The sequence below is a fragment of the Paenibacillus ginsengihumi DSM 21568 genome (genome assembly GCF_000380965.1).
Classification (GTDB): domain Bacteria; phylum Bacillota; class Bacilli; order Paenibacillales; family NBRC-103111; genus Paenibacillus_G; species Paenibacillus_G ginsengihumi.
Genome location: NZ_KB905566.1, coordinates 48,074 through 71,700, shown reverse-complemented (window position 1 = coordinate 71,700; position 23,627 = coordinate 48,074). Strand labels below are relative to the sequence as shown.

At 59.7% G+C, this 23,627-nt stretch carries 18 protein-coding genes, 1 pseudogene and 1 riboswitch; of the genes and pseudogenes, 9 read left to right on the top strand and 10 right to left on the bottom strand.

What is annotated here, in order from left to right:
• Positions 1-190: 190 nt before the first annotated feature.
• Positions 191-411, bottom strand: a pseudogene (locus F591_RS32800) (hypothetical protein).
• A gap of 288 nt (positions 412-699) precedes the next feature.
• Between F591_RS32800 and F591_RS0111915 the strand changes: the two are divergent.
• From F591_RS0111915 to F591_RS0111905, 3 genes are all read left to right on the top strand, one after another.
• Positions 700-1,119, top strand: coding sequence for a coiled-coil domain-containing protein (locus F591_RS0111915; protein ID WP_019534830.1), 420 nt, complete (start codon positions 700-702; stop codon positions 1,117-1,119).
• Positions 1,116-1,805 (top strand): AIM24 family protein, encoded by a 690-nt coding sequence (locus F591_RS0111910; RefSeq protein ID WP_019534829.1) that lies wholly within the window; start codon positions 1,116-1,118, stop codon positions 1,803-1,805. The genes F591_RS0111915 and F591_RS0111910 overlap by 4 nt, the downstream gene beginning before the upstream one ends.
• Before the next feature lie 548 nt (positions 1,806-2,353).
• Positions 2,354-3,526, top strand: coding sequence for a MalY/PatB family protein (locus F591_RS0111905; RefSeq protein ID WP_019534828.1), 1,173 nt, complete (start codon positions 2,354-2,356; stop codon positions 3,524-3,526).
• Between the two features lie 187 nt (positions 3,527-3,713).
• Here the strand turns inward: F591_RS0111905 and F591_RS0111900 are convergent, their stop codons facing one another.
• The 3 genes from F591_RS0111900 to F591_RS31390 form a co-directional block, all read right to left on the bottom strand.
• A complete protein-coding gene (locus F591_RS0111900) occupies positions 3,714-4,058 on the bottom strand; it encodes a hypothetical protein (RefSeq protein ID WP_156829535.1) in 345 nt (114 codons plus the stop codon).
• Positions 4,059-4,232: 174 nt separating this feature from the next.
• On the bottom strand, positions 4,233-4,883 hold the full coding sequence (locus F591_RS29570; RefSeq protein WP_051109182.1) for a Type 1 glutamine amidotransferase-like domain-containing protein: 651 nt from the start codon (positions 4,881-4,883) through the stop codon (positions 4,233-4,235).
• 428 nt (positions 4,884-5,311) lie between these two features.
• Positions 5,312-5,479, bottom strand: coding sequence for a hypothetical protein (locus F591_RS31390; protein WP_019534825.1), 168 nt, complete (start codon positions 5,477-5,479; stop codon positions 5,312-5,314).
• Positions 5,480-5,583: 104 nt separating this feature from the next.
• Positions 5,584-5,735: riboswitch (cyclic di-AMP (ydaO/yuaA leader) on the bottom strand.
• A gap of 162 nt (positions 5,736-5,897) precedes the next feature.
• On the opposite strand from F591_RS31390, the gene F591_RS0111885 reads away from it, so the two are divergent.
• Complete coding sequence (locus tag F591_RS0111885; protein ID WP_019534824.1) at positions 5,898-6,356, top strand: MarR family winged helix-turn-helix transcriptional regulator; 459 nt, start codon at positions 5,898-5,900, stop codon at positions 6,354-6,356.
• 25 nt (positions 6,357-6,381) lie between these two features.
• Positions 6,382-7,635: an MFS transporter gene (locus tag F591_RS0111880; RefSeq protein ID WP_019534823.1), complete on the top strand. Its 1,254-nt coding sequence runs from the start codon at positions 6,382-6,384 to the stop codon at positions 7,633-7,635.
• A 79-nt stretch (positions 7,636-7,714) separates the two neighbouring features.
• On the opposite strand, the gene F591_RS0111875 is transcribed toward F591_RS0111880, so the two are convergent.
• The 4 genes from F591_RS0111875 to F591_RS0111850 form a co-directional block, all read right to left on the bottom strand.
• Positions 7,715-9,691: a YjhG/YagF family D-xylonate dehydratase gene (locus F591_RS0111875; protein ID WP_019534822.1), complete on the bottom strand. Its 1,977-nt coding sequence runs from the start codon at positions 9,689-9,691 to the stop codon at positions 7,715-7,717.
• A gap of 15 nt (positions 9,692-9,706) precedes the next feature.
• Positions 9,707-11,173 carry an alpha-ketoglutaric semialdehyde dehydrogenase GucD gene (gene gucD, locus F591_RS0111870; RefSeq protein WP_019534821.1) on the bottom strand — a complete coding sequence of 489 codons (1,467 nt, stop codon included), beginning with the start codon at positions 11,171-11,173 and terminating at the stop codon, positions 9,707-9,709.
• Between the two features lie 325 nt (positions 11,174-11,498).
• Positions 11,499-12,380, bottom strand: a complete 882-nt coding sequence (locus F591_RS0111865; RefSeq protein WP_019534820.1) for a fumarylacetoacetate hydrolase family protein — start codon at positions 12,378-12,380, stop codon at positions 11,499-11,501.
• 1,236 nt (positions 12,381-13,616) lie between these two features.
• On the bottom strand, positions 13,617-14,375 hold the full coding sequence (locus F591_RS0111850) for an IclR family transcriptional regulator (protein WP_019534817.1): 759 nt from the start codon (positions 14,373-14,375) through the stop codon (positions 13,617-13,619).
• A gap of 287 nt (positions 14,376-14,662) precedes the next feature.
• Between F591_RS0111850 and F591_RS0111845 the strand changes: the two genes are divergently transcribed.
• The 4 genes from F591_RS0111845 (at position 14,663) to F591_RS0111830 (ending at position 18,757) form a co-directional block, all read left to right on the top strand.
• Positions 14,663-15,625 carry a mannonate dehydratase gene (locus F591_RS0111845; protein ID WP_019534816.1) on the top strand — a complete coding sequence of 321 codons (963 nt, stop codon included), beginning with the start codon at positions 14,663-14,665 and terminating at the stop codon, positions 15,623-15,625.
• A 118-nt stretch (positions 15,626-15,743) separates the two neighbouring features.
• Positions 15,744-16,532 (top strand): SDR family NAD(P)-dependent oxidoreductase, encoded by a 789-nt coding sequence (locus F591_RS0111840; protein ID WP_019534815.1) that lies wholly within the window; start codon positions 15,744-15,746, stop codon positions 16,530-16,532.
• Between the two features lie 13 nt (positions 16,533-16,545).
• Complete coding sequence (locus F591_RS0111835) at positions 16,546-17,307, top strand: SDR family NAD(P)-dependent oxidoreductase (protein ID WP_019534814.1); 762 nt, start codon at positions 16,546-16,548, stop codon at positions 17,305-17,307.
• 64 nt (positions 17,308-17,371) lie between these two features.
• Positions 17,372-18,757 carry a mandelate racemase/muconate lactonizing enzyme family protein gene (locus F591_RS0111830; protein ID WP_019534813.1) on the top strand — a complete coding sequence of 462 codons (1,386 nt, stop codon included), beginning with the start codon at positions 17,372-17,374 and terminating at the stop codon, positions 18,755-18,757.
• A 354-nt stretch (positions 18,758-19,111) separates the two neighbouring features.
• Here F591_RS0111830 and F591_RS27955 read toward each other — a convergent pair whose 3' ends face one another.
• A complete protein-coding gene (locus F591_RS27955; RefSeq protein ID WP_019534812.1) occupies positions 19,112-21,727 on the bottom strand; it encodes an exo-rhamnogalacturonan lyase family protein in 2,616 nt (871 codons plus the stop codon).
• 150 nt (positions 21,728-21,877) lie between these two features.
• On the bottom strand, positions 21,878-23,206 hold the full coding sequence (locus F591_RS0111820) for an ABC transporter substrate-binding protein (protein ID WP_019534811.1): 1,329 nt from the start codon (positions 23,204-23,206) through the stop codon (positions 21,878-21,880).
• Positions 23,207-23,627 lie beyond the last annotated feature (421 nt).

Here is a 23,627-nt window from a genome sequence, read left to right as displayed (position 1 = left end):
ATCATAGCCGCCTCCGGCCTCATGCGCCCCTTCCCCTGGCTGCCTCCCGGAAACCGCTCAAGCTCCGCCATTCGTATCCCTCCGGCCTCTATTTCGGCTTGTTTACGTTATAGACGCCTATGACGAACAATTCCTATCGTCATCGGTCGTCACCTGCGGTATTGAAATTTTTCGGCGTATACCGAAATTTTCAAGATAGACCCCCATGCCGCTGGCGCAGCACCATCAGAATGAAAATGGGCCGCGCACCTCGGGCTATTTTCAAGAGAGTCTGCAAATGTTGTATTTTGTACAACAAAAACGGGCAATCCACCCTATTTGCGGATCAATGTTGTAAAATGTGCAACATTTCGGGCGATATTCTTCGATTTGAAGCCCATCGCGCCCAAATTGTTGCACAAAATGCAACATTCCTCTGCCTCTAGCACGAAGAATACGGAAAATGTTGCATTTTTTGCAGGATTCGTCGCCTCATATGCCTGAGGGTTGGGCGAACAGCCTGATGAGCGGGGAGCGGAGCGCCTTATGTGACCGGGTGCGCCCCGGGAAGCTCCGGCCCGTTCTTGCCGCAATTGCAGGGAAGTTTGCTTTTTTTGCCCATATTGAGAGGGGGTTAGCGCGGCGTGTACAAGCATGGTGTTTTGTCGAAAAATGCTGTAAAATAGGGTTACTCATGATCGTTTAGCGAGGAGGGGGATCATGCTGAAGCGGCTTTCTTTCCTATGCGGGATCGGCCTTCTGGTGTATTCTCTCGGATTTTTCCCGGCGTCTCCTGCCCATGCCAATATTTTCGAAACGATGAAAGAAATTTATCATCTGCCTGACAAAATGAGCGAGCTTCAGGAAAAATACGATGAGGCTGCCAGGATGATCAGCGAGCAGCAGCAAAAGCTGGCGGAAATGCAGCAATATTCCGAAACGCTCGCAGCGCAAAACTCGGAACTGACCAAGCAGCTCGAGCAGATGAACCGGGAACGCGCAGAGCTCAGACGCAATCTGATTAGCGCAGCCGTTGCCGCAGCAGGCATTGCGATCGCCTACATCCTCTCGATTCGCATATGGCGATATATGGCGTGGCGCAAGCATAAAGGGCATAACGGAGAAATGTTCGGTTCATGAAAGTGATCGCTCCGCCCCCGCAAGGCCATGTCAGCATATCGCTCGAAGCGGAAGAATCCCTGATCGTTCTGCATCCGAAGTCCATCCTTGCCTACCAAGGTTCCGCGCATCAGCGGCAAGACCAGTTCATGAACTTATTGAGCGTTTATCATAAAAAGAAATGGATTTCTTCGCTCTTGCAAGGTCCCTGCGATTTTGTAATGGGTCTGCCTCCGGGCTGTTCCTTGACGACGGTACATATTGCAGGCCAGGAAGAATTGCTGTTTGATTTTCGAAATATTATGTTCTTCTCTCAATGCTTAACAACCCGGAACGTCATTCAAAAAATGCGCACCGCCTGGATTACGAAGGATTTGATACGGATGCGATTTTCCGGCGAGGGCAGCGTCGGAATATTGACTGCCGGCGATTTGGCTACGCTCCAGCTCCATCCGGAGAAGCCGATTTTTGTTGACAAAAGCGCCCTGGTCGCTTATCCGCAAAGCGCCTCCATCCAGCTTTCCGTGTACGGCAATAAACTGGCCAGCCAGCATATGAACGTTCAGTGGCAGCTAACCGGCCGCGGGCCTGTCCTCATCCAGACAGGATATCAAGACGCCGGGCTGATGAACCAGCTGCAGGACGACGGCCTGCTTAAACGTCTGCTGAGGGAGATCATTCCTTTCGGCAACGTCATCATCAAATAAACCGGCGCCTGGCCGACCTGCCGCCAATTTGAGCGATCCACTTGGCGCAACCCGTAACCAGCCATTCGCTGTGCTCCGTCCCGGTAGCCGCCCCATTCGTGAATCGCGGATTCGGCTAAAAACGGCCAAAGATCGATTGCCGTGAATTTTCGCGCGATATCCACATCACCGAGGGATTGAAGCATGGACCGCGGTTCCTCTTTGGGCAATACGGATTGCAGAATGGGGCTAATGCAGTAAGATATCCATAGGACCGTCTCATTCTTAGGTAAAAGTGTTGTACGGGTACAAATGCGATACCGAATGAGCGGTCTTTTTTCCATTCTACCATTTTGCGGTAAATCAACAGGCCGATACAAAGTGCAGTATTCGGCCGTCTTTTTCCGAATAACGGGATGTGCACCATTCATAACGCCATTTCCAGCGCATGCGCTTCGTGGGCCTGAACCTGTTTCGGATTCTGCTTGGGACCCCGGCCGCTTGTCTTTGTTGATTTTGGCGCGGGGTGGTATAATCAGGGGATAAATCCGTCAAAGAGGTGACCGTTCTTGAGTTACGATTTCAATCGCCGCATCGACCGGCGCCATACGCGATCATACAAATGGGACCAGAGCGAAAAGCTGTTCGGCCGCCCCGACATTTTACCGCTGTGGGTCGCCGACATGGACTTTGCAAGCCCGCCCGCCGTCCGGGCTGCGCTTGAGAAGCGGGCGGCTCTTGGCTTATACGGCTACTCGATTCATCCCGACAGCTACTTCGAGGCGATCATCGGCTGGTACCGGCGCCGTCACGGCTGGACGCTGGAGCGCTCCTGGATCTGCGATGCTCCCAGCGTCGTTACGTCGCTCAGCATCGCGGTGGAGCTGTTCAGCGAGCCGGGCAGCAAGGTGGTGCTGCAATCGCCGGTATACTACCCGTTCTACGACGTTATTCGGAACAACGGGCGTATCGTCGCCAAAAACCCGCTGCTCATACAAGACGGGCGCTTCGCGATGGATTACGCGCAGCTGGAGTCGCTCTTTAAGGAAGGGGCCAAGCTGCTCTTGCTGTGCAACCCGCACAATCCCGGAGGGCGTATATGGGACAAGGAGGAGCTGCTCCGCCTGGGCGAGCTGTGCCTGAAGTACGGCGTCACCGTCGTCTCCGATGAAATCCACTGCGATCTGGCGCTGCCGGGCCACAAGCATATCCCGTTCGCCTCGCTGTCGCCGGAGCTGGCGAATATTACGCTGACCTGCCTCGCGGCGACGAAGACGTTCAATCTGCCGGGACTGCAAACCTCGTTCGTCGTCGCCTCCAATCCGGACATGAGACGCCGCTTCGACGCCCGGATCAAGACGCTCGCGCTGCATATGGCCAGCCACTTCGCGCAGGACGCGGTCGAAGCAGCCTATACGGAGGGCGAAGCGTGGCTGGACGAGATGCTCGACTACGTGGCCGGCAACCTGGATTACGCCATCGGCTATTTGGCTGAGCATTTGCCGGAAGTGAAGCCGATGCGCCCGGACGGCACGTACCTCCTGTGGCTCGATTGCCGCGGACTGCAGCTGGACGTCCGGGGCTTGAAGGACCTGATGTACAACAAAGCGGGCGTCGCCTTCAACGAAGGCTCCATCTTCGGCGAAGAAGGGGAAGGCTGGCTGCGCATCAACCTGGCCTGCCCCCGCGCGGTCGTGGAGGAAGCGCTGGAGCGGTTTTGCCGCGCCGCTGCGGGCCGGTGATGCGAAACAAACAGCCTCGGATACGGGTCCGAGGCTGTTTGCGGTTTAATCGACGCCGATGGCGAGCGAATGCTTGCGTCATCGGTCGTCAGCTAAGGAGTTGAAAATTCGCCGGTAAGCGAGCGGCGACTTTAAATGCAAACGTCCGCAGGAAGGCGGCTCATGGTTTTCGGTCTGGTAGCCGCCTTCATATCAGCCGCGCCGCGCGGCTAAGTTCATGCATTTTCAGGCCAAGCGCGGACTTCAGCGATTGCTTGCGCAGCAGCTCCATCCGGCCCCTCGGGTCAGCGGCAAAAAACGCATCGCTTTCGAGCAAGCCGCGCAAAGCTTGTTCCGCCGCCTCGCAAGCCTCCCGCTCGCCCTGCAGCACATAATGGCAGATGCTGTAGCAGTCCGTCTCGTACTGTCTGACGATGGCCAGCCGTTCCTCGATTTCGCGCGTCAGCTGCATCGCAACGTTCCTTTCCGTCTCTCCTTCAATGCTGCTCCTATTGTATATCGGTCCGCCGCGTTTGGTTAGTACTATTTTCATCTAGTACCCTGCGTCATGATTGGGCAACAAGGGAGGCCCGCCGGGGATGATGCGGCTATGGCGGACTGGACTGGCGAACGTCAAGACGGCGGCTGAGCGGCATAATCGTTAACGGACGCGGATGGCGCTTCGCTTGCGGGAATGGATCTTCTGGAGCCCTTTTGCACGAGACCGCTACGCCGTTTCGCTGCGCACCCAGGTCACCGTATTGCCGTGGATTACGATCGCTTCCCCGTCGCTTAACCTTTTCAAGCGGATTTTGCAGTCGCTTTCAAGCTGCCGAAGCTCCATTTCAAAGGACGGGTTCGCCTGGAGGCAGCGGTTGTAATGCGGCACAATTTTCGTGTCAGTGAGCCCCACGGCCCGATAATCGGTTAATTCGTCCAAATCCATAGTTTCGCAGCCAGCGATGGCGTTTAAGCGGCTGACGTGCGCGATCGTATCCGCCAGCACCATCGCTCCCGCGCTCGCGCCGACGATGACCTTGCCCTGTTCGGCCAGCGTCCTGAGGCGATCTAACGCTCTGCTTTTGCTAAGCTGCAGCAGCAAATAAAACGGATTGCCCCCATTAAGGTAAATGACGTCATACTGCGCCAGCTTCGCCGAGTCCTCGAATTCGATATCCACAAAGTCGCAGCAGGCGAAGCCCGCGCGAAGAAAGCAATCCTTCGCCGCTGCCGCGGTTGCGCTCCGCTCCTTGCGGGAGGAAGCGGTCGTGATCAGACAGCATTTCGTCCCGGAAGCAGGGGCGCCAAGCAATGCGAACAATTGATCCTGGACGGCCTTGCTGCCGATTCCATCCGAAGTGAGCATGATTTTCATCATCGGTTTCCTCCGGTCCCATGGATATTGTCTTGCGGCTGCCATCATCCATATACTGTAATTTATCACGGGACTTGCCGGATGTAAATTGGCGATTGCGATGGTTGGCAGCCCGGGCTTCGTCAGGCGATCGCTGGCATCGAGTTCAAGCTGGGAAAATAAGACGGTTTTTCATGCTTATCTGAAGGGAAACGGCCGGTTAAGGCCGGGGCAGAACAAGCATCGGGCGAACAGAGAGCTTCCGGCATGGACAACAATGAAGAAGCGTAAAAGCGGAAGCATCCGGCGGGTAAAGGCAAGATCGGCAGCCCCGGGGAAAGACAGCTGCTAGAGTGCGTGATCGGCGGCATCCGGGAAGACTGCAGCATAAAGTGCGTGATCGGCAGACTCCGGGTAAACAGAAGCTGAGAGCGCCCGTTCTCGGACGCGGATTAATCGGGAACGATGAAGTAATTTTTCCCGAACAGCTTGATGACGTCCTCTGTTGGCAGCTGGTCGCTGCCGCGGTCTGCCAAAAATTGCATAAACTCAAAAACCTTCTTCTGATCAGTCTCGTTCAGACTGTCAAACATACGGAATAATTGCTCCTTGCAGACCATACGTTCGTCCTCCTTTCAAAATTCAATGAAGGGAAGGGAACATCGCTTATTGTTAAACGAATTAAAAAAACACAAGGCTAGACCTCGTGTTCTCATAACACATCTATCCTTCCCACTGTCGCTTCCGAGGTTAGCTGACGGATTCGGGCGGTGAGAATCGCCCTACCGCGCACATGCGACGCATGCACGCAGATTCACCCCATAAAGATTGGTTCCCCCGTTTTTCTCATCCAAGAAAACTAAGCGATGTTCAAATATTTAGTTGTTAATTATTTTAACCTTTGGCCAAGCCGCTTGTAAAGCCCAATTTCTGCCTATCGGCCGGTCTTGGCCCTGTTCGCCTCAAGATGAATCGATTGACAGCATTAGTTGCAACACTTATAATTGTCAAAGCAACTATTTAACCGGAGGTTTCCTTATGAGCGACGAGCGCTTGGAGCAAAGCCGCTTCGACCTGGACAGCTCGGCCGGTTTTTGGCTTGGGATCGCATACCGCAAAGTATCGACGCTGCTGCTTCACCGCATTGCCGATTTCGACGTGACGCCCGAGCAATGGTCGGTGCTTTACCGGATTGGCGAACAGGACGGGCAGATTCAGAAAGATATCGCAGAGCGTTCCGGCAAGGACAAGCCGACGACGACACGCATATTGGACGCGCTTGAGGCGAAGGGCTTCATCGAGAAGCGGCCGGGAGAGAATGACCGGCGTTCTTTTCGTATTTTTTTGACGGAAAAAGGAAGAAAGACGAGAGAGCAGATCGCCCCGATCGAGTACGATACGATACGGGACGCGACGGCCGGCTTGACCGCCGATGAATACGCCATGCTGCTGCGCATGCTGCGCCGCATCAGCGATAACGTGGACGGGCTGCTATAGCGAATGAATAAAGGAGTGACATCCATTGTCGGAATCGCAACCAGAATCGCACCGGGAAAAGCTGTGGACCCGCTCGTTCATTACGATTACTGTCAGTTCTTTGTTGTTGTTCATGTCTTTGCAAATGCTGCTGTCGCCGTTTCCTTCCTATGTCAAGGAGCAATTTCATCCCGGCGACTTCGCGCTCAGCCTCGTCACGGGCATTTTCGCCCTAGCCGCCATCGCCGCCCGGGTCGCGGCAGCGAAGCTGATGCGCTCCGTCAGCCGCAGCGCGCTGCTATGGACCGGGGTGACTATCGCCGCGGCGGCTACTGCGCTGTACTCGTTCGCCGGCTCCGTCCCGCAGGTGCTGCTGCTGCGGGTGCTGTTCGGCATCGGCTTCGGAATCGCCAGCACCGTCCTTCCGACGCTGGTGTCCGAGCTCATTCCGCGCTCGCGGCTCGGCGAAGGCATCGGCTACTTCGGGCTGTCGACCAGCCTGGCCATGTCGTTCGGGCCGATGATCGGGCTGTCGGTGCTTCAGCGCTACGGCTTCCCGCCGTTAACTGCGCTCGGCACGCTGACGCTCGCGCTGATCATCCCGCTGCTCCTGCTGACCCGCAGCGTGCCTTCAGCGCCGGCCAATCAGGCCGGGCGAGCACGGCCTGGCCAGTCGGCGGGCGCGAAACGCCGGCCTCTGAACGCGCGCATTTATTTGCCGGCTTCGCTCAACATCCTGATGGCCGTCACTTACGGCGGGCTGCTCAGCTTCCTGGCCTTGTTCGGCCAAGAGGCGGGACTGGAGCAGGTCGGGCTTTTTTTCCTGTTTAACGCCATCACCGTCCTGATCATTCGGCCGATCTCCGGCCGCCTGTTCGACAGCAAAGGACCGGGAGCCGTGCTCGTCCCGGCCGCGATCCTGATGATCGCCAGCCTGCTGCTTTTGTCCTACACCCATTCGCTGCCGATGCTGATCGTCTCCGCGATGCTGTACGGGCTCGCTTTTGGCGGAATTCAGCCGACGGCGCAGGCATGGATGCTGAAGGAATCGCCCCCGGAGCAGCACAGTGCGGCGAACGGTCTGTTCTACAACTCGACGGACATCGGCGTCGCCTTCGGCTCGATGCTGCTCGGTGTCATCGCTTCGCAAACCTCTTATGCAGCGATGTACCGGTACGCCTCCTTGGCGATGGCGCTGTTTCTCGTTATCTATCTGGCATCATCGCTGCTTCAGCCGAAGCGCTTCGACTCCCCCGGCCCGAAGCGGCAGCCCGAGCGGGCGGCGGCTGCCAAGCGCTAAGAAGACTATGCGCGGATATATTCAGCGGCGGCAGGCAGAACGAGAACGGCCGCCGGCTCCTGTCTGCTGCGTCTGCTGCTCATGTCCAGCCCAGCGCTTTTTTTCCCGCCTCGAGCGCCGCAACGATCCGCTCCACGTCGTACACGCTGCCCCGCCACGTGCCTCCGCTGACCGACTGCAGCGCGGCCCACAGCCGGGTATCGTCCGGCAGCGCGGGATCAGCGGCAAGCTGCGGATGGAACGGACGCTGGGCCAAAATCCGCGCGCCTTCCTCCGGCGAAAATTCGCTCTCCCCTTCCCCGACGAAATGGACGCTGCCTGCAAGCGCCTTCGGATCAATGACGATCTCGATCGTATCGCCGTCCCTCAGCTTGCCGATCGGGCCGCCCGCCAGCGCCTCCGGTCCGACATGGCCGATACAGGCGCCGGTGGATACGCCGGAAAACCGCGCGTCGGTAATTAGCGATACCCGCTTGCCGAAGGGCAAATGCTTCAGCGCCGACGTCAGCTGGTACGTCTCCTCCATGCCCGTTCCCGACGGGCCGCGGCCGATCAGCACCATCATGTCGCCGGCTTGAATGCCGCCGTTCTTGATGGCGGCGATTGCCGCCCGCTCCGTCGTAAACACCTTCGCTTTGCCTTTATGGTAATAAACCCCGTCTTCCCTCAGCACCGAAGGATCGATCGCCGTCGATTTGATGACGGAGCCTTCCGGCGCCAGATTGCCGGTGGGGAACGTCACCGTGGACGCAAGGCCCAGCGCCGCGGCCTGCTCCGGCGCCAAAATAACGCTGTCCGGATCGACGCCATCCGCCACCTTGAGCCGCTCGCGCAAGCGGCTGCGGCGCTCGCTCGTTTCCCACCAGTCCAGCACGCGCCCGAGCGGCTCGCCTGTTGCCGTCAGCGCCGATTCCTCGAGCAGGCCGAGACGCCTCAAATGCAGCATGACCTCCGGCACGCCGCCGGCCAAAAACGCCCGCACGGTCGGATGCGGCACCGGCCCGTTCGGCAGCACGCTGACGAGCCTGGGCACCGCGCGGTTGATGCGAATCCAGTCGTGCACGGTCGGCGCCTGCAGCCCGGCGGCATGCGCGATGGCGGGAATGTGCAGCAGCAGGTTCGTCGAGCCGCCGAAGGCGGCATGCACGGCCATCGCGTTGCGGATCGCCGCCTCGGTCACGATGTCGCGCATCCGGATGCCCCGCGCCTCCAGGTTCATGACCGCCCGCGCGGACTGCCGACCGATCTCTTCCCAGATCGGCTGCCCCGAAGGAGCCAGCGCCGAATGGGGCACGGCCATCCCGAGCGCCTCGGCGACGACCTGGGACGTGGCGGCCGTCCCCAGGAACTGGCAGCCGCCGCCAGGGGTGGCGCAGGCGCGGCAGCCGAGGTCGGCGGCCTCGTCCAGCGTCAATTCGCCGCTCGCGTACCGCGCGCCGATCGTCTGAATCTTCCCGGCGTCTTCCCCGGCGACGGGAGGCAGCGTCACCCCTCCCGGCGCGATGACGGCGGGAAGCTCTCGGCTGCCGGCCAGAGCCAGCATCATGGCGGGCAGCCCTTTGTCGCAGGTGGCGACGCCGATCACCCCGCGGCGCGTCGGCAGCGAGCGAATAAGGCGGCGAAAAACGACGGCTGCGTCGTTGCGGTACGGCAGCGAATCGAACATGCCGGTCGTCCCCTGCGAGCGGCCGTCGCACGGATCGCTCACATATCCGGCGAAAGGGATGCCGCCCGCGGCGGCAATTTCGGCGGCAGCCGCCCGCGTCAGCAGCCCGACCTCCCAGTGGCCCGTATGGTAGCCAAGGGCAATGGGCGTACCGTCGTCGCCGCGAATGCCGCCCTGCGTGCTCAGCAGCAAAAATGGCTTGCCGTTCAGCCGGTCAGGCTGCCAGCCCATCCCCACGTTTTGCGACATGCCGAACAAATCGCCGCTCGGCGCATGCCTCAGCAGTTCGTCGCTCAGCGGCAGCCTGCCTTCCGGCCCCGGAGCGCGCGTTGTCACCTCGTAAAGAGCGGCGGAAGCTTCTCCCATGACCGCTGCAATCGTCTCGTGCATAGCGTCCTCCCGCGGTTACGACTTGACGAAAACCGTTTTTACCGAAGTGAAAAACTCGATCGCCGCCTGCCCCTGCTCCCGGGAATGGGAGCTGGACTGCTTCATCCCGCCGAACGGCGCCTGAAGCTCAACGCCGGCCGTCTCGGCATTGATCCGGACGAGTCCGGCATCCATTTCCTGGATGAAGGCCAAAACCGCGCCGATATCCCGCGTATACACGGAGGCGCTGAGCCCGAATTCGCTGTCGTTGGCGGTCGCGATCGCCTCTTCCAGCGTATCGACGGGAATGAGCGCAAGCACCGGACCGAAAATTTCTTCCCGGGCGATCGCCATGCCGGGCGAGACGTTGTCGAAAACCGTCGGCTGCACGTAAAAGCCTTCCGCCAGCGCCGGATCGGACGGACGCCCCCCGCCGGCAAGCAGCGCGGCGCCTTCGCTCAGCCCTTTCTGAATGTAACCGAGCACCGTATCGAGCTGCTGCTTGTTCGCGCAGGGGCCCATCCAGACGTCCGGATCGAGACCGTCGCCCACTTGGATCGACGCGATTGTGTCCAGCAGCTTGGCCTTGAACGGTTCGTATACGTCCCTCATCACAATCACGCGGCTGGTCGCTGTGCATTTTTGGCCAGTCGAGCGGAGACCGCCGCTGATCGTCGCCTCGACCGCCTGGTCCAGGTCGGCGTCCGCCGCGATGATGATCGGGTTTTTCCCGCCCATCTCCAGCTGGTACTTCGCGCCGCGGGCCAAGGCTGCCTGGCCGACCCGCTTCCCGACCTGGTTCGAGCCGGTGAAGGTGATGCCGTTCACGTCGGGATGCTCGGCCAGCCCCTGGCCGATGACGGAGCCGCTGCCGCAGACGAGGTTCAGCACGCCGGCAGGAATGCCCGCTTCGGCCAGGCATTCGACCACCTTGACGGCCGTCACGGCCGTTTCCTGGGCCGGCTTGAGCACGACGGTATTGCCGTAAACAAGCGCCGGAGCAATCTTCCAGATCGGAATCGCCACGGGAAAATTCCACGGCGCGATGACGCCGACGACGCCGAGCGGCACGCGCGTGGTAAACATGAGCGCCTCGCTGTCGGTGGACGGGATGACGTCGCCGATCCGCCTCATGCCTTCCCCCGCGTAGTACCGCAGGATAGCGACGCCGCGCAAAGTTTCGCCCTTCGCCTCCGGCAGCGTTTTGCCCATCTCGCGGGTCATCGTCTCGGCGATCTCGTCCGCCCTCCGCTCCAGCGCCGCAGCGGCTTTGAACAAGATGTCTCCCCGCGCCGCTCCCGACAGCTTGCGCCAGGGGCGAAGCGCCGCCTTGGCCGCCGCTACGGCGCGGTCCAGATCGCTGCGGTCCGACGCCGGCACGTAGCCGACCACTTCGTGCGGCCGGGCCGGATTGATGCTGGGCACCGTTTTGCCTGCGGCCGCCGCCGTCCACTCTCCGTTAATATAGTTCAAATACGTCTGTCCTCCCGCAAATGCGCTCATGTGAATTTCCCCTTTCGGATGATATGTGTTATCGGATGAGATGTGTTAGATGAAAAATGTTATGTTATTTTAGAAAGAAGATTCTAATGTTATTAGAAGTTGTTATTTAGCAGATAAATGCGAAATGATGCGAAAATAACGCCAGGCTTTCGGTAAGCGCTTACTGTCGGCGTACATCCATCCTGCTCGTTTGGCAAACTCCTTCGATGCATTTTTAGCAGCGCAGGGGACGATCGTTAACGGGAAGGATCGTTCGCCATAGGCGCGCCCAGCTTAGCTTGCCATGCTGAGCCAATATCGCGCTGTTCGCCTGCCTCATGCGGACTTATCCGGCGCTTCGGACCGGGTTCGTCAGCCTGCCGATTCCTTCGATTTCGATCTCGATACGATCCCCGCCGGCCAGCGTAAAGTCGTCAGGCGGCACGATGCACGTGCCGGTCAGCAGCACGGTGCCCTCGGCAATGTCGTTGTCGCGGAGCAAATAAGACACCAGCTCCTCCAGCCTGCGCTTCAGCTGCCCCGTGCTGGCCGTTCCTTCGAACACTTGACTGCCGCCGCGGAAAATGCGGCAGACGATGCGGAGGCTGTACGGATCGGCTACCGCCTCGGCGAGCCGGATCGCCGGCCCGATGGAGCAGGAGCGCCTCCACACCTTGGCTTGCGGCAAATAGAGCGGGTTCTCCCCCTCGATATCCCGGCAGCTCATATCGTTGCCGATCGTGTAGCCGACGATTCGCCCCTGCCCGTCGAGCACGAGCCCCAGCTCGGGCTCCGGCACCTGCCACTGCGAATCGCTGCGCAGCTGCACCTCGCCGCCCGGCCCGACTGTGCGGGCAGCCGTCGATTTGAAGAACAGCTCCGGCCGCTCCGCGTCGTACACCTTGTCGTAAAAGGTGGACGCATCCATCCGGCCGCCGGTCGCCTCGTAGTTTCGCGCCTCGCGGCTGCGCTCGTAGGTGACCCCGGCCGCCCATACTTCCGGCGCCTCGATCGGCACCAGCAGCGTCAGCTCCTCCGGTGCGGCGGCGACCGGCGTCCGGCCGGCGACGAGCGAGCGGACGAGCGCGAGCGGCGATACGCCCTGCGCGTCCGCGTCCTTGATCAAAGCGATATAGTCGCTATGCGGAAGCGCATACACTTTGCCGTCGCCGGCAACCGCACCGAGACGCGGCGAAGCGGGCGTCTCCAAATAACGGACAATGTTCATCGTGCGTTCACTCCTTATGCCATTCGTTTTATATTATAAAACTTTGTTCTGTAATTTGGGTAAAGCCGGCCCTCGGTCAAGGTCCTTGATCGTGCCAATCTATACTTTGCGGCGACAGGGGCTACTTAATCGGCGGCTTCCCCGAACTCTGCGTAGCGTTCGGACCTTGCGGCAGCGGGCGTACTTTGCATCAGCGCTCGGGAGCGGGCGAACTTTGCGCCAGCGTTCAAACTCGCTTTGACGTTCGGCCCTGCGGCAGCGGGCGTACTCTGCATTAACGTTCGGACTCCATGTCAGTGTTCAAACTCTGCGTCAGTAGGCGAATCCGCAATAGCACTGCCCCTCTCCGGGCGCATCCGGGTACCCCCAGGCACATGAGGCAACAAATCCTGCAAAAAATTCAACATTTTTCGTATCCTTCGTGCTAGAGGAAGGGGAATGTTGTATTTTGTGCAACAATTTGGGCGAGATTGGCTCCAAACCATGAAATATCGTCGAAAATGTTGCACTTTCTACAACTTTGAGCCGCAAATGAGGGTTATTGCCCCGTTTTTGTTGTACAAAATACAACATTTGCTAGCACTCTTGAAAATAGCCCCGGGCAAGTTGGCTCGTACGAAAACCCGCGGGGGGAGCTCGATTGCCAGCACGCAGGTTGGCTCGTACGGGCACTCGCGGGAACAGATCGATTGGCAGCCCTATCGAGAATCCGCGGGGCAGCCTCGTACGGGAACCCGCGGGGGCGGCCTGTACGGCAGCATGCGGGAGGGCCGCTCGTGCGCGAGCCCGCGGGGCGGCTCGTACGGCAGCTCACGAGGACGGCCCGTATAGCAAGCAGCCCGTGAGATCAGCCCGTACGGCAGCACACAGGGGCGGCTCGAACGAGAATCCGCTGGTTCAACTCGAACGTGAGCACGCAGAGGCCGCTCGTGCGCGAGCCCGCGGTGCGGCTCGTACGGCGCACGCAGCATCGGCTCGAAAGGGCCCGACGGCTTGGGGCACTGGGTCACGAGGCCCCGGGTCACGGACCCCAGGGACCCAGCCTGGACCCCAGGGACCCAGGGACCCAGCCTGGCCCCAGGCCCGGCCCTATTCGCGCTGGACGCCTACAGCTGCAGCGGACGAATGCCGCCGCATCGGCCGCCCCCTTCGGCCTGCTGAAAATTCGGCGGCGAATTGATCCGCCGACGAATTCTCAAGATGCGCCCGAGAAGAAGCCGCTCTTGCCGGCAAAGCTTAAGGCCGGTAACCAAGCAGGCGCGACACCGCCTCCCCTTCCTGCTGCAACTGGGCGATATATTCCAGGAACAAGATGTCATCCACGGCCGAGCTCATCGTCGAGACGCTGATCGCTGCCGCGACCGCGCCGGCGTGATTGCGCACCGGCACCGCTCCGCAGCGGACGCCCGGCTCGTTCTCCTGGGCGTCGACGGCGTAGCCCTGCCGCCGCACCCGTTCCAGCTCTGCCAGCAGCGCAGCCTTGTCGCGGATCGTCGCCGGCGTCTGCACGACGAACGTATAGTCCTTGAGAATGGCCTCGATCTCCTCCGGCCTGCGGAAAGCCAGCAGCGCCTTGCCCACCGCGCTGCTGTGCAGCGGCACTCTGCGGCCGATGCGGGAGTAGCGGATAGCCGCCTTTTCCCCCTCCACCTTGTCAATATATACGCCTTCCTTGCCGTCGAGGATGACCAGATGGACCGTTTGCCCGGTTCGGGCCGACAGCGAGACGAGATGCTTGCGCGCGACGTCGCGGATATCCATCCTCTTAAGCAGCAGTTGCCCCTTCTCCAGCAGCTTGAGGCCGAGCCGGTATTTGCCCGTCTCCTCGTCCTGGGCGATGTAGCCGTGCAGTTGCAATGTTCTCAGCAGCGAGTGCACGGTGCTCTTGTGAAGCTCCATCCTGGCGCTGATTTCGGTAATTTTCAGCTCTGTCGTGTATTCGTCGAATAAGTCCAAAATTTTCAAAGCCCGGTCCAGCGATTGGATGATTGGCATCGTTCGATTTCTCCTAGCAGCGAGCAAACGCAATGATGTCTTGTTTGATATTATAAAACAATAGTTTATATTATCATCTCCCCCTCATTATACCCAGTAACTTCCTGCGTTTCAATCCTTTCGGAACGAAAAAAATCAAACCATTTCATAAATTTTCCGCATCGCCATCCGCGAGCAGAAGCGTAACATTAGAGGTGTGAAGCAAGAGGCCGACCGGCGTCAACGGCCGGGAAGGCAGGACCGGGAAAGATTTTGCCCAATCCATCAATTCGCGGGGAGGATGCGACATGATGAAACTGGCGGAAATGCTGGGGACGCACAGGACGCGGCTGTGGGCGCTGGCCAAGCAGATGGGCGTCGATTACGCCGTTGCCGGCTTGCCCAGGGAGGAAAGCGGCCATAAGCCGTGGGATTTCGTAAGCTTGCTGCTGATGAAGCAGCGGTTCGAAAACGCCGGCCTGACCGTGGAGGTCATCGAATCGCGCCCGCCAGCCAACCGGATCAAGCTCGGTTTGCCTGGACGCGACGAGGAGATCGCCGTCATCCAGGAGCTGATCCGGAACATGGGCAAAGTCGGCATTCCGGTCTGGTGCTACGATTTTATGGCCGAATTCAACTGGTTCCGCACCTCCACGACGACGCTGACGCGCGGCGGCGCGCTCGTCTCGAGCTACGATCATTCCTTGATGAAGGACGCCCCTTGCACGGACAACGCGCCGATCAGCGAAGAAGAGCTGTGGGACAATCTCGAGTATTACTTGCGGGCCATCGTCCCCGTAGCCGAAGAAGCGAAGGTGAGGCTCGCCCTGCATCCCGACGATCCGCCGGTATCGCCGATCCGCGGCGTTTCCCGCATTTTGACGAGCGCGGACGCCCTGCAGCGGGCGATCGACCTGGTGCCCAGCGAATACAGCGGGATCACGCTCTGCCAAGGGACGCTGGCCGCCGCCGGCGACGACATTCCGGCGACGATTCGCCGCTTCGCGAAGCAGAACAAGCTGTTCTTCGTCCATTTCCGGGATGTGCGCGGCACTGCCGAGAAATTTGAGGAGACGTTCCATGACGACGGCAAGACGGATATGTACGAAGCGATGAAGGCCTACGCCGAATTCGGCTTTGACGGGCCGGCCCGACCGGATCACGTGCCGACGATGGAAGGCGAGTCCAACGAGCATCCCGGTTACGAGACGCTCGGCCGCCTGTTCGGCGTCGGTTATATCAAAGGCCTCATGGAGGCGGCATACCGCTGACGAAAAACAGGAAACAAAATCGTAAATTTGCGGCATCGTGCCGGAGCCCTTCTCCCAGGTATAGTAAGGATAAATGCCGAACGCGCTATGCTTGCGAAGCGAAAGGAGGCTTTCCTACTTGAGATTGAGCGGAAAAGTTGTGTGGATTACCGATGCGGACAGCCCTGCCGGAAAAACGCTCATTCGCCGCTTGGCAGGCGAAGGGGCCCGCTTCATTCTGAACAGCGTCTCCGGCGGGGATGCGCTTCGAGACGAGCTCGCTTATTGCCGCAGCGTAGGAGCCAAAACGGCCGTAGCCTGCGTCGATCTGTGCCGAAGCGCGGAAGTCGACGGCCTGCTGGATGAGGCCGCCGAATCTGTCGGCAGTGTCGATGTGCTCATTCACAACAACAACAAGGTCGTCCCCCTCAGCGTAGCGGAAGGCCGCGAGGAGCCGTTTCTGGACGTGCTGCACGCGAACGCCAAATCCGCCTTCATCTGCACGCAGGCGGCCGGCCGGCGGATGGCGGCGAGACAGTCGGGCACCATCATTTTTGTCAGCTCCATTCATGCGGAAAAGCCGACCGGCTCTTCCTTCGCCTACAGCGTCTCCCGCAGTGCGGTCAAAATGCTCGCCCGCGAGGCAGCGCTCGAGCTCGGCCGCAGCGGCGTCAACGTCAACACGATCGAGATGGGCCCGGTCGAGGGCGACGACGCGACGTTCGCCAGCGCCATTTCCACGCTGTATGACGATTACCATTACAAAGTGCCGAATGCCGTGCTGGGCACGTTCGACGACTTGGCCGATGCCGTGCTGTTTCTGGCCTCCGACCAGTCCCGCTACATCAACGGGGCGGAGCTTCGGGTGGACGGTGGCTTTGTCCTGCATTATATGAACCATAAGATGAAAAAGCCGCAGAAAACGTAAGGAGGTGAGCAGAGTGAGTCTCGCCGGAAAAGTCGCCCTGGTGACCGGCGCGGGCACCGGCATCGGCAAAGGAGCGGCCGTCGAGCTGGCCAGGCGCGGGGCGAAGGTGGCCGTGAATTATCGTTCGGGCGACAGCGACGAAGGAGCGCTGGATACGGCGGCGCGCATCGGCGAGGCCGGCGGCGAAGCGCTGCTCGTCCCGGCCGACGTCTCCGACAAGCGCGAGATCGACCGCATGGCAAGCAAGGTCGCCGAACGCTTCGGCGGCATCGACATTCTCGTCAACAATGCGGCCGTGCAGCTCAACTATACGCTGTTTCAGCATGACGGCGATACGTTCGACCGCGAGATGAACGTCAACCTGAAAGGATATTGGCAGTGCATCCAGGCGGTCGTCCCATATATGAAAAGCAGATGCTTCGGCCGCATCGTATGCATGGGCTCCGTCCACGGGAAGCGGCCGACGGACTTCGATCCCGTGTACTCCATGAGCAAGGGCGGCGTCAAAATGCTCGTCCGCGAAAGCGCGATCGAGCTCGGCCGCTGGGGCATTACGGTCAACGCCATCGAGCCGGGAGCCGTCACCGCGCGCTGGCCGCTCGTGCCCGAGGACGAAGAGCTGGCGAACAACCCGGCGCTCATCGCCAAGTTCCCGCTCGGACGCACCGGCCGCCCCTACGATATCGGCCATCTGGTCTGCTATATCGCCTCCGAGGAAGCAGCGTTCCTGAACGGAGCCTCCATACGCATCGACGGAGGAAGCATGCTGCTGTAAGGCAAGATTCCTTGTTCGCGGAACCGAAAAAGCAATCCACTTTTTAGGAAAAGGGGACATTCGCATGATCCAACAGGAAACGTTCGAGTCGACGCTGGCTCATGTCAACACGCATTCCCGCCCGTCCGAGCTGCGCATAACCGATATTCGCTTCGCCGATATCGTCGGCGCGCCGATGCATTGCAGCCTGATCAAGGTGTATACGAACCAGGGGCTGGTCGGCTTCGGCGAGGTGCGCGATGGCGCGGATAAGCTGTACGCCCTGCAGCTCAAAAGCCGCCTGCTCGGCGAGAACCCGTGCCAGATCGACAAGCTGTTCCGGCGCATCAAGCAGTTCGGCGGCCACGCCCGGCAGGGCGGCGGCGTCAGCGGCATCGAGATCGCGCTCTGGGACATCGCCGGCAAGGCGTACGGCATCCCCATCTACCAGATGCTCGGCGGCAAATTCCGCGACCGCATCCGCATGTACTGCGATACCGACGTCGAGGGCAAAAACACGGGGCTGGCCATGGGACAGGCGCTCAAGAAACGGATGGACAAAGGATTCACCTTCCTGAAAATGGACCTCGGCCTCGGCATTCTCGCCGGCGAGCCCGGCACCGTCAGCGCCCCGCTCGGGTTCATGGAAGAGCTCCGCGACGTATCGCAGCGGTGGCGCAACCGGGCGAGCGCAGGCCTGTCCGAGCAGGAGATTCGGCAGCTGCGCAGCAGGATGTACGACCTGCACAACATCGCCCATCCGTTCACGGGCATTCATATTACGGAGAAGGGACTGGACGTGCTGGAGCAGTACGTCGCCGACGTCCGCTCTGTCGTCGGCTATGAGGTGCCGATCGCCATCGACCACTTCGGCCATATCGGCGTCGAGGATTGCATCAAGCTCGGGCGGCGGATCGACAAGTACAATCTCGCCTGGATGGAGGACATGATTCCGTGGCAGTATACGGAGCAGTACGTGCGGCTGGCGAACGCCGTCACCACCCCCATCTGTACGGGCGAGGACATCTACTTGAAGGAAAACTTCCGGCCGCTTATCGAATCCGGCGGCGTATCGGTCATCCATCCGGACGTGCTCAGCGCCGGCGGCATCCTGGAGACGAAGAAGATCGGCGACATGGCCCAGGATCACGGCGTGGCCATGGCGATCCATATGGCCGAGAGCCCGATCGCCTGCCTGGCCGCCGTCCACGTCGCCGCCGCGACGGAAAATTTCCTGGCGCTCGAGTTTCATTCCAACGATGTCGATTGGTGGGACGACATCATTATCAGTAAGCTGCCGAAGCCGCTGCTCCAGAACGGGTATATCGCCGTCCCCGACGCGCCGGGGCTCGGCATCGAGGAGTTGAACGACGAGGTGATCGCCCAGCACCTGCATCCCGCGATCCCCGGCCTGTGGGAAGAGACGGAGCAGTGGAACCATTACTACAGCAATGACCGGCTGTGGAGTTAGCCGCCGCTGGCGAGCGAATTTCTCGCCGCCGGCAGCCCCCTTCGGACCGGCCGCTGATATTTTGCCTGCGGGTCGCCGCCATATGGGCAAGCTCAACCTCGCTTCGGCGAGGTTTTTTATCGGTATGCGCCAAACCTGCACGCTGGCGACAGTGCGGGGGCATTCGCCTTTTCGCCCTTTCACCTTTCACCTTTCTCCTTTCACCTCTTCGCCTTTCACCCTTTCACCTTTCGCCTTTTCGCCTTTTCGCCCTTTCACCTTTTCACCTTTCACCTTTTCACCTTTCGCCTTTCGCCTCTTCGCCTTTCGCCTCTTCGCCTTTCACCCTTTCGCCCCCGCCGGGCCGCGCCGCAACTATACCGGCGCTTCCTGGCAGGACGCTTCCGGGCGGTCTTCCGGCAGCCAATCCGACAGCAGCTCCAGGCTGAGAATCGTGTTGAGCGACCACTGCGAGGCGGTATTCGTGCCTGCATTGGCGATTTCCTGCAGCGGCCGGATATATTCGAGTCCGTCTACGTCATCGGGCCGAGCGATCCGCGCCGTGAACGGCTCCTCCAGCAGGATGTCCCATACTTTGCGGGCGAGCTCCTTGTTGTTGCGGAGATATGCGCCGTAGGCGATCATGCCGGCGGCCAGCACCGGGTGCCCCCAGTTGCCCTGCTGGATCGCTCCGCCGGTCTGCTCCGCCTTCTCCTCCTTGCTCAGCAGGTAAAACTCGCCGAACTCGGCCATCATGTCCTCCCATTCCGGGTCTTCCAGCATGTCCGCCAGCTCGAACCATACCTGCGGCCCTCCCATGCAGACGGCCAACGTCCGGCCCCAGTTATCGTCGCCGAAATGCATGAGCCGGCCGGTTGCCGGATCGTAGCCGTAGACCGGCCCCGTCCTGAGGCGGAACGGCATGCTTTTGATATCTCGAATGCCGACCAGCAGCTTGTCGCGATACCGCGTATCCTCATAACGTTCCCAGCGCGTCATCCAATTGGAGCTGAACGCCGCCCAATCGGGGCCGACGCGGGTATGCGTCGGGAATTCGTCCTTCGGATAATAGGAGCGCATCGGGTCCAAATGCACGGTCGTATAGTCGGCATCGACCACTTCGTTCATAATGTCTCCGATCCGCTCGTCCGCCGTCAAATAATAATAGTAGCGGTGCAGCCCCGCCATCGCGATGCGCGCTTCCTTGCAGCCGCAGCCCCAATGGATAACGTTGTGCCGCGAGCCGAGGCCGGCGTATTCGCCGATATGGTACATGTCGACCTCGCTCGTATGCCGCGTCATCGCCTCCGCCAGGCGGAAAATATCCTCGCGGCCCGAACGGAGGAACATGTACCAGAGCCACATGTTCGGCGCGAGCTCGGTATTTTGCCAGGCGCATCCCCCGACGTCGTAGCGCCAGACGTGGCGGGTCGGATCGTAGCTGTGCATGACATCGCCGTAGTCCCAAAAGCCGTACCATTTGCGCTGCTCGATCTCCGTCTTGTAGAACTCGATCAGCCCGTCCAGCCGGTCCTCCAGCTGCGCCTTGAGCGGCGTGCCGCGGTCCGGCAGGCTCCACAGGCCGAACGCCCTGGCATCATGATAATGCTGCGGCTTACAGACGAGCAGCGGCGGCGCATCCGCTGCCTCGGCGATCGCCTTCAGCTGCTGCGCATCCGGCGTCTGCTCGAAGCAGTACAGCGTCAGTTCGCTCGTGTTGGCGATGCCGTAAGGCGTGCTGCGCATTTCATCAAAGCCTTCATAGGAAGACAGCCGATGCGTCTTCGTATCGTAATGGCGCAAGTCCATCGCCTGCGCGTCCGGGGACCAGAACCATACCGTCAGCTCGGCCGTTGCCCGGGCCATATGGCTTACGGCCAGCGACGACGGATATTTGCGCCAAAAGTTCCTCACGGCCGCGGCCAGACCGCCGCTTTCGCTCCCCGCGTAGGCGACGCCCATGGAGCGATTGCCGCTGCCCGCCTTCAGCCAGCAGCACGCTTCCTGCGTCCGCTTGGCGATTTCGTAATAATCCGGAGCGCTCTGAACGAGCTTGAAATCGTCCCATACCGCCGCATCGTCCAAAAGCTCCGTGAACCCGGCATCCTCAAGCGGATCGAAGGCGATCCGCTCCCCGGCCGTCTGCTGCCGGAACAGCTCCTCGTACTTTCCTTTGGTGCGGAACGTCATGAGGTGCTTGGGCGATTCGCTGAACATACCGGTGTCTCCGCCGAAACGGATATGCCGGTTGTAAAGCGGTCCGCTCATCGGCAGCGAGAAGGAGATGCCGAGCCCTTTGATCGCATCCTGGTGCGGATTGCCGTCGTATACGAAGGAATGGACGAGCCGAATCTGTGCAAGGCCTGCATAAAAATACAGCCGCAGCGTAAATGGAAGCCACTCCCGGGAAGCGGTGACCGCCCGGTGCCTGCCCTGCACCTTGACGACGGCGCGTACCGGCCCGCTCTGCTCGACAACTGCATCGGCGACGCTGCTCGCGAAATCCTGCTCCCTGCAGGCGCGCCAGCCGGCGTCATTCATCCGCTCCTCGCGAATGGCGACGAGCCGGCCGCCGGAGCAGGCGAGCGTCTCGCCCCGGTGAATCGAGCGGATCACCTCGCCCCCCGAACGGTTCACCCGGCACACCACCAAGCCCGTATTCACCTCGATGTATTCGTTCTCCACGCGCACCTGCACCGGAGTCTCGGGAGAGGGCGGCTCTCCCTTCGTTACGACGAACGTATCGGCGGCGTTCACGCCGGCAAGGAAGGACGCGGCATGGGCGCTCCACTTGACGCTGCCGTCCGGCCAATACGCCGCGCTCCAGCTCTGCAGCGGCACGCGCCGGCCGGCGGCGTCCGTCAGCGTTAGACTTTCCTCCCGCCGCAGCTCGCCCTTTTTCCACGGAATGCCCCACGTCACTCCGCTTCCGGCAGGGGATATTTTTCTTCCTCCAAGCCAGCTTACATTGACAGCAGTATTGCTAACCATACGGTTTCTCCTCTCCATTGATCGCTTGTCTGTATTCATCCGCCTGGACGCTGCTCCGCTTCCGCTCCTTGACGCGGATGCAGCGAGCGCGGAAGCGGCGTACGGCCAAGGCCGCGCACAAGGTCTGCACTGCCGAGCCGTCCAGCCCGCTTATCTGCTCGATACCGCTTTAATCCCCATATTGACCTCTTCCTCTGCCTGGCGCAAAGCCGTATTGATGTCGATTTCCCCGTTGATGATCGGAACTAACCGGTTGGTGATGGAATAGAGCGGGTCCTTGTCGGTTTGGACATTGGCTCCCTGGGCAATTGGCGCCAGCTTGTTATAAAAGTACGCGCTGTAATTTTTGCCTTTGAAGGCGCCGTCTTCGCCCATCTGCTTTTGAATCTGTTCGTTCCGAAGCACCGTCATGTTGCCCGACCGGGACAGCTTCGTCTGGTATTCATCGGAGATTAAAAACTTGATCACCTCCATAGCCTCATCCTTATGCTCGCTCATATTGGTGATGCTTATATAGTTCGGATAAGACTGGAAGCCGGTACCTTGCCGGTCCTCGTATGTCGGCGCGGCTACGAGATCCCAATTGAAAGCGGCCATTTCGCTGGCCAGCACGATCGGCGTCAGCGGCCCTCCGGGATACATCGCAACGACCCGGTCTTTGAGGAATGTGTTCGTATCCGGCAGCTTTCCTTTTCTGTATTTGTCCATGGCCGATTTGTAGACGGGGTCCTTGGCGAAGCGGAGCAGCTCCGTTTCCAGGATCGTTTTCCACCTCACGTCGCCATACGTGGATCGCCCTGTCGCCGGATCGATCAGCGGCAGTGAGTAAGGATTCATGAGCACCATATGGTTTTGCGACGGAGAATATCCGATGTAGTCTTGACCGTCGATGGAGCCAGTCACCTTGCGGGCAAGCTCGTAAAATTCGTCCCAAGTCATCCCGTCCTTCGGATATTCGACCCCGAATTTATCGAAAATATCTTTGTTGTAATAGATAGCCATCGTGCTGTTCTCGTATGGGATTCCGTACATGCCGCCATCGCTTCTTTGCTTGATGGCCTCGACGAGCCCGGGCTCGATTCGGCTCAGATCCACGTCGTGCTTCTTGATGAGCTCCGTCATATCGTACTCCAGGCCGTATTTCAGGACGCTCCCCCATGTCGCTTGCGATCCCCAAATCATATCGATCTTCTGATCGGTGAGCAAAATTTGCTCCAAATCGGTTTCCCCGGCCGTCCTCTGGATGTACTTAATGGTCACGTTGGGGAATTTTTGCCGAATATCGTTGCCCATCCGTTCATTGAACGACTCCTCGCTGTCGCGGGCGATCGAATAAAAGACGAGCTCGACCGGTTCATCGGACGGCTTCTCCGCATTTCCTCCATCGGACGGGCCGGAGGGTCCTCCGCTTCCGCCGCTGCAGGCCGGCAACCATGCTATGGCGCCAATCAACATACAATATTTCAGCTTGCGTATCAATTTGAACACCCCTTCTTTAATATGACTAACCACGCGCGACCGACTTCTTATTTTTGTGTATACTCCGGTTTTAAAGGCGGTTCACCCTTCCCCCCAATGTTCCGATTCTTAAGCGGAAACTTCAGCTTCGCTTTGGCCATTTGGCCCCCTCTCTGCTAAAAAACGGCGCAATCGCGCTGTATACGGTTACATTATCAAAAAAATGTGCTTTATTCCCCGCATATTCCATTGAAATGCAGCCAAACCCCGCATATTTTGTTATGCTCGCGGGAATGTAAAGACTTCCCATTATTTTATTATCAGGTATAATAAGAATATATGTTCGAGGGAGCGATGATTTTGAAATTACAAAATGAGCAGGACATCATTCAACTTGTACAAGCTGACGAGTGGATGATGGAGGTACTGCGCAGCGCCAAAT

What these genes read in the sequence shown, in the direction of transcription:
- F591_RS0111885 (WP_019534824.1), top strand. Translation starts at nt 5,898, where the DNA reads ATGAGCGACGAGCGCTTGGAGCAAAGCCGCTTCGACCTGGACAGCTCG.
- F591_RS0111910 (WP_019534829.1), top strand. Translation starts at nt 1,116, where the DNA reads ATGAAAGTGATCGCTCCGCCCCCGCAAGGCCATGTCAGCATATCGCTC.
- F591_RS0111915 (WP_019534830.1), top strand. Translation starts at nt 700, where the DNA reads ATGCTGAAGCGGCTTTCTTTCCTATGCGGGATCGGCCTTCTGGTGTAT.
- F591_RS0111865 (WP_019534820.1), bottom strand. Translation starts at nt 12,380, where the DNA reads ATGAACATTGTCCGTTATTTGGAGACGCCCGCTTCGCCGCGTCTCGGT.
- F591_RS29570 (WP_051109182.1), bottom strand. Translation starts at nt 4,883, where the DNA reads ATGATGAAAATCATGCTCACTTCGGATGGAATCGGCAGCAAGGCCGTC.
- F591_RS31390 (WP_019534825.1), bottom strand. Translation starts at nt 5,479, where the DNA reads ATGGTCTGCAAGGAGCAATTATTCCGTATGTTTGACAGTCTGAACGAG.
- F591_RS0111845 (WP_019534816.1), top strand. Translation starts at nt 14,663, where the DNA reads ATGATGAAACTGGCGGAAATGCTGGGGACGCACAGGACGCGGCTGTGG.
- F591_RS0111830 (WP_019534813.1), top strand. Translation starts at nt 17,372, where the DNA reads ATGATCCAACAGGAAACGTTCGAGTCGACGCTGGCTCATGTCAACACG.
- F591_RS0111850 (WP_019534817.1), bottom strand. Translation starts at nt 14,375, where the DNA reads ATGCCAATCATCCAATCGCTGGACCGGGCTTTGAAAATTTTGGACTTA.
- gucD (WP_019534821.1), bottom strand. Translation starts at nt 11,173, where the DNA reads ATGAGCGCATTTGCGGGAGGACAGACGTATTTGAACTATATTAACGGA.
- F591_RS0111875 (WP_019534822.1), bottom strand. Translation starts at nt 9,691, where the DNA reads ATGCACGAGACGATTGCAGCGGTCATGGGAGAAGCTTCCGCCGCTCTT.
- F591_RS27955 (WP_019534812.1), bottom strand. Translation starts at nt 21,727, where the DNA reads ATGGTTAGCAATACTGCTGTCAATGTAAGCTGGCTTGGAGGAAGAAAA.
- F591_RS0111900 (WP_156829535.1), bottom strand. Translation starts at nt 4,058, where the DNA reads ATGAAAATAGTACTAACCAAACGCGGCGGACCGATATACAATAGGAGC.